Source organism: Streptomyces phytophilus (genome assembly GCF_013870535.1).
Classification (GTDB): Bacteria; Actinomycetota; Actinomycetes; order Streptomycetales; family Streptomycetaceae; genus Streptomyces; species Streptomyces phytophilus.
Genome location: NZ_JACBXC010001294.1, coordinates 1 through 1,663, shown reverse-complemented (window position 1 = coordinate 1,663; position 1,663 = coordinate 1). Strand labels below are relative to the sequence as shown.

The following is a 1,663-nucleotide window of genomic DNA, read 5'->3' as shown; positions in this document are numbered from 1 at the left end:
CGTCTTCCGGCGGGCGTTCCGCGACGTGTTCGCCGACCGCATCGCCGAGGGCACGGCCTCCGGGCGGCTGCCCCGGCAGGATCCGCAGCTGACCGCCGCCGCGCTCGTCGGGGCGTGTGCGGAGGCGCTCATCGGGCCGTTGTCCGGTGCGGCCGACGGCTCCTACACGCCCGGGGCCCATACCCCCGACCGCCTCGTCGCCTTCACCCTGCGAGCCCTGGGAGTCCCCCATGCCGACCACCCATGAGGTCACCAACCAGCCCCCTCCCCTCACCTCCTACGACGTCGCCGCCTACCCCGCCCTCCTGGAATCCCTCCGCACCCACGGCGCCGCCTGGGCCGAGGACGGCGTGCGCGAGCTGGGGCTGCTCGCCGGCGGGCCGCAGGCCCAGGAGTGGGCCCGCTGCGTCGAGGAGCAGCCGCCCGTGCTGCGTACCCACGACCGCTACGGGCACCGCGTCGACGAGGTCGAGTTCCATCCGCACTGGCACGACCTGATGCGTACGGCCGTCCAGCACGGCCTGCACGCCGCGCCGTGGCGCGAGCGCACTCCCGGCGCGCACGTCGCGCGCGCTGCGAAGCTCCTCGTCTGGGGCCAGACCGACGCCGGCCACCTGTGCCCCGTCTCCATGACGTACGCCGCCGTCCCCGCGCTGCGCACCTCGCCCGGCCTCGCCGCCGCGTACGAGCCCCTGCTGACCTCCGCCGACTACGACTTCGGCCTTCGGCCGCCCACCACCAAGTCCGGTCTCATCGCCGGGATGTCGATGACGGAGAAGCAGGGCGGCTCCGACGTACGCGCCAACACCACCCGCGCCGTACCGACCGGCGACGGCGACAGCCTCTACGCGCTCACCGGGCACAAGTGGTTCACCTCCGCGCCCATGTCCGACGTCTTCCTGACCCTCGCCCAGGCGCCCGGCGGGCTGTCCTGCTTCCTCGTCGCGCGCGTGCTGCCGGACGGCACCCGAAACGCGGTCCGCCTCATGCGCCTGAAGGACAAGCTCGGCAACCGCTCCAACGCCTCCGCCGAGATCGAGTACGAGGGCGCGGTCGGCCGGCTCGTCGGCGAGGAGGGCGGGGGCGTGAAGACCATCATCAAAATGGTCAACATGACGCGGCTCGACTGCGCGCTGGCCACCGCCGGCGGCATGCGCCTCGGCGTCGTACAGGCACTGCACCACGCCCAGCACAGGCGCGCGTTCGGCACGCGGCTCGCGGACCAGCCGCTGATGGCGAACGTGCTCGCCGACCTCGCCGTGGAGGCCGAGGCGGCGACCGTGGCGAGCATGCGGCTGGCGGGCGCCGTCGACCGCGGGGAGAGCGGTACCGCCGACGAGCAGGAAGCCCTGTTCCGGCGGATCGGGCTCGCCGTCACCAAGTACTGGGTGTGCAAGCGGGGTCCGGCGCACGCCGCGGAGGCGCTGGAGTGCCTGGGCGGCAACGGGTACGTCGAGGAGTCCGGCATGCCGCGGCTGTACCGGGAGGCGCCGCTGCCGTCGATCTGGGAGGGCTCCGGCAACGTCGCGGCGCTCGACGCGCTGCGCGCGATGGCCCGCAGGCCGGAGACCGTGACGGCCTTCTTCGCCGAGGTCGACGCCGCCGCGGGCGCCGACGCGCGGCTCGACGCGGCGATCGGGCGGCTGCGGAAGGACCTGGCGGA

The 1,663-nt window shown here is 74.3% G+C and carries 1 protein-coding gene and 1 pseudogene; both read left to right on the top strand.

The genetic code is table 11. The annotated features are described in order from the left end of the window. Positions 1–247, top strand: a pseudogene (locus H5J30_RS31725) (TetR/AcrR family transcriptional regulator); the annotation flags it as partial. Continuing rightward, on the top strand, positions 231–1,663 hold a 1,433-nt coding region (locus H5J30_RS31720), incomplete at its 3' end, for an acyl-CoA dehydrogenase family protein (protein ID WP_181791037.1). The pseudogene H5J30_RS31725 and the gene H5J30_RS31720, both read left to right, overlap by 17 nt.